Consider the following 4,764-nt stretch of genomic DNA (forward strand, 5'->3'; position numbering starts at 1 on the left):
GCCATGCGCGGTTGGGCGGCCGCCGCGGGCGGGACCTGCATGGTCCGCCGCTCGGTGTCCGGCAGCCTGGTCGAGGCGATGCTCCCGCTCGGCCCGATCATCCCCCTCCCGCGCTGACCCACCCGCGAGTCCCCCACTTCCGACGCGCGAGTCGGACACCGGGAACGATCTCCACCCCTCCGGTCGTTGAACCCGAGACGACCCGGGAGGAGCGTGCAGTGGAACGGGACGCCGTCACGCGTGTGAGCGCGCAGGTCGCCCTGGTGGGCATCGGGATCGCCGTGGTGCTGGTCCTGGGCCTGACCCTCGCCGTCGACCAGGTGGACCCCGTCCGCCGCACGATCAGCGAGTACGCCCTGATCCCCGAGCTCAAGCCGATCTTCGACGTCGGCGTGCTCGCCTTCGCCGCGGCGGCCCTCGCCACGCTGGTCGCGCTGGTCCGGGCCGGGATCGTGCGCGTGTGGTCGGTGGGCTCGGCGGGTCTGGTGCTCGGCGCGGCGGGGCTGGTGGCCGTCGTGGTGTTCGAGAAGGTGAACTGGGCGGTCGGCCCGAGCCTGAGCGGCTACGTCCACCGCTACGCGAGCCTGGTGGCGTTCGTCGCCCTCCCGGTGGCCGCGATCGCGGTCGGCCGCGCCTGCCGAGCGGCCTGGCCGCGGCTCGCGGGCTGGGCGCGCTGGACCGGGATCGCCGCCCTGGCCTGGTTCACCCCGATCCTGGTCGGGTTCGCGCAGCGGCCGCTGACCGGCGTCTCGTGGTGGCGGGCGATCCCGTTGGGGCTGGTGGAGCGCGGTCTGGCGCTCACCGTCGTCGTGACCGTGGCGGTGCTGGCGGTGTGGGGGCTCGCCGCGGCGCGCCGCATTCCCGCGCGCGACGTGAGGTTCTTCGCCGGGTAGCCGCGGCCGGCTCGGGTACCCCACCACCATGGTTCCCACGATCACGCTCAACGACGGTGTCCGGATCCCGCAGCTCGGCTTCGGCGTCTTCCAGATCGACCCGGGCGCGGACACGGAGCAGGCCGTGGGCAAGGCCCTCGAGGCCGGCTACCGGCACATCGACACCGCGCAGATGTACGGGAACGAGGAGTCCGTCGGCAAGGCGATCGCCGCGTCCGGCCTCGCCCGCGACGAGCTCTTCGTCACCACCAAGCTGAACAACGACCGACACGGCCGCGACGAGGCCCAGAAGGCCCTCGAGGAGAGCCTCACCGCGCTCGGCCTCGACCACGTCGACCTCTACCTCATCCACTGGCCGCTCCCGCAGCGCGACGACTACGTGGAGACCTGGCGCGGCCTCGAGCAGGCCAAGGCGGCGGGGAGGGTCCGCTCGATCGGCGTGTCGAACTTCCAGGTCGCGCACCTGGACCGGCTCGCCGCCGAGACCGACACGGTCCCCGCGGTGAACCAGATCGAGCTGCACCCGGACTTCACGCAGGACGAGCTGCGCGCCTACCACCGCGACCACGGCATCGCGACCGAGGCGTGGAGCCCGATCGGGCAGGGCGGTGAGCTGCTGCAGCTGCAGGAGATCACCGCGCTCGCCGAGAAGTACGGCAAGAGCGCGGCGCAGGTGGTGCTGCGGTGGCACCTGCAGCTGGGCAACATCGTGTTCCCGAAGTCCGCGACGCCCGCCCGGATCGAGGAGAACCTCGACGTGTTCGGCTTCGAGCTCGCCGACGACGACGTCGCCACCCTCAGCGCGCTCGACGCGGGCAACCGCCTCGGCCCGGACCCCGACGAGATGAACTGAGCCTGCACGTCTCGCCGGTTCTCGGTACCGTCGCGCGAATGTTGGCAATCACCGATACCGCGGCCGAAGCCATCAAGACCCTGACGACGGACGCCGAGCTGCCGGACGGCGGTGGGCTGCGCATCGCGGCCACCGACCCCGAGCAGGGCCTCGAGCTCTCCCTCGCCGCCCAGGCGGACGGGAGTGACACGGTCCTCACCGGTGAGGGGCTGAACGTGTTCCTCGAGCCGATGGCGGCCGAGGTGCTGGAGGACAAGGTCCTCGACGTCCAGCCGTTCACCAACGACAGCGGCCAAGAGGAACTGCGGTTCGCGATCGGCCCGCAGGCCTGACCCACGGTCCCACCGGGGCGGTCCTCCCTCAGGGGAGGGCCGCCCCTTCGTCTGCCAGGGTGACCGGGGCGAGGACCTGCAGCACGTCGAACCGGGCGACCCCCGCGCGGACGGCCGGGTCCCCCTCGCCGAGCCGCGCCACCTCCTCCGCGGAGGAGCCCCGGACCACGGCCATGCCCCACACCCCCGCGGCGTCGCCCACGGGACCGAAGAAGATCGTCCGTCCGGCGGCCAGGTGCCCACGCCAGTACTCGGCGTGCTCGGCCATCGCCGCAGCCTCCCGCTCGTCCATCGTGAACGCGAAGTCGGGGCGCGGCGGGAGCAGGCGGTAGAGGAACCAGTCGGTCATCGCAGGTGCTCCTTCAACGCAGCGAGGATGGTGGCCCAGCCCGTGCTGTAGGCCCCGCCGGTGTAGCCGCCGGGCAGCGCGCAGTCCTCGCCCAGCTCCTCGGGCGAGAGCCGTTCCCAGCCCCGGTGCTCGAGATCGACCCGGGTGCGGGCCGCGTCGAGCGCGGCGAACCGCAGCTCGACCTCGGTGGGTGTGCCGGTGACGTTCCAGGTCATCGTGAGGCCCGCGGGCGGGTCCCAGGCGAGCAGCGTGCCCCAGTCGTGGCTGGTGCCGTCGTGCCAGTGCTCGGTCACCGTGCCGCCGACCCGCCGGTCCACCGAGACCGACGCGATCCGCGCGCCGCCGCCGACCGAGAAGGGGTCCAGCGGCCACCACTCGGCCAGCCGGTCCACGAAGACCCGGAAGGTGCGCTCGCGGTCCGCGGCGACCTCGATCGTCCGCTGGATCGGGGGCCGGACGACGTCGAGGTCCGTCATGACTCCTCCACCAGGGCCTTCGCCCGGTCCAGGGCGCCCGACCAGATGCCGTCGAGTGCCTTCTGCAGCTCCCGCAGTGCCTCGCGCCGGGCCCGGTACAGCCGCCGGGTGCCCTCCCGCCGCTCGCTGATAAGCCCACTCTCCCGCAACACGGTCAGGTGCTGGCTGACGGCGGTGCGCGAGACCTCGAACTCCGCCGCGATCTCCCCGGCGGCCCGCTCGGTGTCCGCGACGAGCCGCAGGATGTCCCGACGCCGGGGCTCGGCGAGGGCCCGGAACATGTCGTCGAGCGGGGCGGGGGAGGTCACGGCGTCCGCCACAGCCCGACGGCGTTGCCGTCCGGGTCGGCGAACAGCGCGAAGGACCCGTGCCCCTCGGGCAGGTCGGTGGGCTCGACGAGCCTGGTCGCGCCCAGCCCCTCGGCCTTCCCGAGCCAGGCCTGCAGGTCGTCGACCCCGACGTAGAACTTCACCCCGGTGTCCCCCGGTCCGTACGAGGGCCCGATGCCGCCGAGCACCGGCCCGGGCTCGGAACGGGTGTCGACCAGGCCGTACCCGCCCCAGGCGGGGTCGGCGTCCACCGACCAGCCGAACAGCTCGCTGTAGAACGCGCCGATCCGGGTGGGATCGGTGCTGACGATCTCGAACATCGCGACGGGGCTTCCCATGACGGCCTCCTCTGTGCGTCATCGCTAACGTTAGCGATGACTGACAGAGTGCGTCAAGGGCGGATCCCGCCCGGTCAGTCCTCGTGGAGCCGGCCCTCGGCGACCCGCCAGTGGTGCGTCCCGCGGACCGTGTCCAGCATCCGGCGGTCGTGCGTGACCAGCAGGACGGTGCCCGTGAACGAGTCGAGGGCGACCTCCAGCTGCTCGATGGCGGGCAGGTCGAGGTGGTTGGTCGGCTCGTCGAGCACCAGGAGGTTCACCTCGCGGGCCTGGAGCAGGGCCAGCGCGGCGCGGGTCCGCTCGCCCGGCGAGAGCGACGCGGCGGGTCGCGGCACGTGCTCCTTGGTGAGCCCGAACTTGGCCAGCAGGGTCCGCACCTCGGACTCCGGCCAGTCCGGGACCGCCCGGCCGAACGCGACCACGAGCGGCTCCGCGCCGAGGAAGAGCCCGCGGGCCTGGTCGATCTCGCCGACGATGACCCCCGAGCCGAGCCCCGCCGATCCGGCGGAGACCGGGATCCGCCCCAGCAACGCGCCGAGCAGCGTGGACTTCCCGGACCCGTTGTCCCCGGTGATGACCACCCGGTCCGCCCAGTCGACCTGCGCCGTGACCGGGCCGAGCACGAAGTCCCCCCGCTCGACGACGGCGCCGTCCAAGCGGGCGGCCACCGCACCCGAGCGGGGCGCGGAGGCGATCGTCATCCGCAGCTCCCACTCCTTGCGGGGCTCCTCGACGACGTCGAGCCGCTCGATCATCTTCTGCGTCTGCCGGGCCTTCGCGGCCTGCTTCTCGCTGGTCTCGGCGCGCTTGCTCCTGCCGATCTTGTCGTTGTCCTTGCCCTTCCGACGGGCGTTGCGCACGCCCTGGGCCATCCAGTTGCGCTGCATCTGCGCGCGGTCCTTCAGCCGGTCGAGGCGGTCGTCGTACTCCTCGTACGCCTCGCGGGCGTGCCTGCGGGCGATCTCGCGCTCGTCGAGGTAGCTGTCGTAGCCGCCGTCGTACACGCCGACCCTGCGCTGGTGCAGGTCCAGCTCCACGATCCGGTTCACGGTGCGCGCCAGGAACTCGCGGTCGTGGCTGACGATCACGGCGGGGGCGCGGAGGCCCTGCACGAACCGCTCGAGGCGCTCCAGGCCGTCGAGGTCGAGGTCGTTGGTGGGCTCGTCGAGGAGCAGCACGTCGTAGCGGGAGAGC

Annotated in this window: 8 protein-coding genes; 3 read left to right on the plus strand and 5 right to left on the minus strand. The window is 72.8% G+C overall.

Annotation, left to right across the window (positions count from 1 at the left end; all coding sequences use genetic code 11):
- Window positions 1–218 precede the first annotated feature (218 nt).
- Genes H5J29_RS21155 through H5J29_RS21165 form a run of 3 tightly spaced genes read left to right on the plus strand, consistent with a single transcriptional unit; the run spans window position 219 to window position 2,078 of the window.
- Window positions 219–893 (plus strand): DUF998 domain-containing protein, encoded by a 675-nt coding sequence (locus H5J29_RS21155; RefSeq protein ID WP_312858334.1) that lies wholly within the window; start codon window positions 219–221, stop codon window positions 891–893.
- 28 nt (window positions 894–921) lie between these two features.
- Complete coding sequence (locus H5J29_RS21160; protein ID WP_181782787.1) at window positions 922–1,746, plus strand: aldo/keto reductase; 825 nt, start codon at window positions 922–924, stop codon at window positions 1,744–1,746.
- Window positions 1,747–1,784: 38 nt separating this feature from the next.
- Window positions 1,785–2,078 (plus strand): adhesin, encoded by a 294-nt coding sequence (locus H5J29_RS21165; protein ID WP_181782788.1) that lies wholly within the window; start codon window positions 1,785–1,787, stop codon window positions 2,076–2,078.
- 28 nt (window positions 2,079–2,106) lie between these two features.
- Here H5J29_RS21165 and H5J29_RS21170 read toward each other — a convergent pair whose 3' ends face one another.
- The 5 genes from H5J29_RS21170 to H5J29_RS21190 form a co-directional block, all read right to left on the minus strand.
- Entirely contained in the window at window positions 2,107–2,427 is a 321-nt protein-coding gene (locus tag H5J29_RS21170) for a YciI family protein (protein ID WP_181782789.1), read from the minus strand.
- The gene (locus tag H5J29_RS21175; RefSeq protein WP_181782790.1) at window positions 2,424–2,903 is read right to left on the minus strand and encodes an SRPBCC domain-containing protein; all 480 of its coding nucleotides are present in this window, start codon (window positions 2,901–2,903) and stop codon (window positions 2,424–2,426) included. Before H5J29_RS21175 ends, H5J29_RS21170 begins: the two co-directional genes overlap by 4 nt.
- Entirely contained in the window at window positions 2,900–3,211 is a 312-nt protein-coding gene (locus tag H5J29_RS21180; RefSeq protein ID WP_312858335.1) for an ArsR/SmtB family transcription factor, read from the minus strand. Before H5J29_RS21180 ends, H5J29_RS21175 begins: the two co-directional genes overlap by 4 nt.
- Entirely contained in the window at window positions 3,208–3,570 is a 363-nt protein-coding gene (locus tag H5J29_RS21185) for a VOC family protein (RefSeq protein ID WP_181782791.1), read from the minus strand. Before H5J29_RS21185 ends, H5J29_RS21180 begins: the two co-directional genes overlap by 4 nt.
- 74 nt (window positions 3,571–3,644) lie before the next feature.
- On the minus strand, window positions 3,645–4,764 hold a 1,120-nt coding region (locus H5J29_RS21190; protein WP_181782792.1), incomplete at its 5' end, for an ATP-binding cassette domain-containing protein.

Source organism: Pseudonocardia pini (assembly GCF_013870575.1).
GTDB lineage: Bacteria > Actinomycetota > Actinomycetes > Mycobacteriales > Pseudonocardiaceae > Pseudonocardia > Pseudonocardia pini.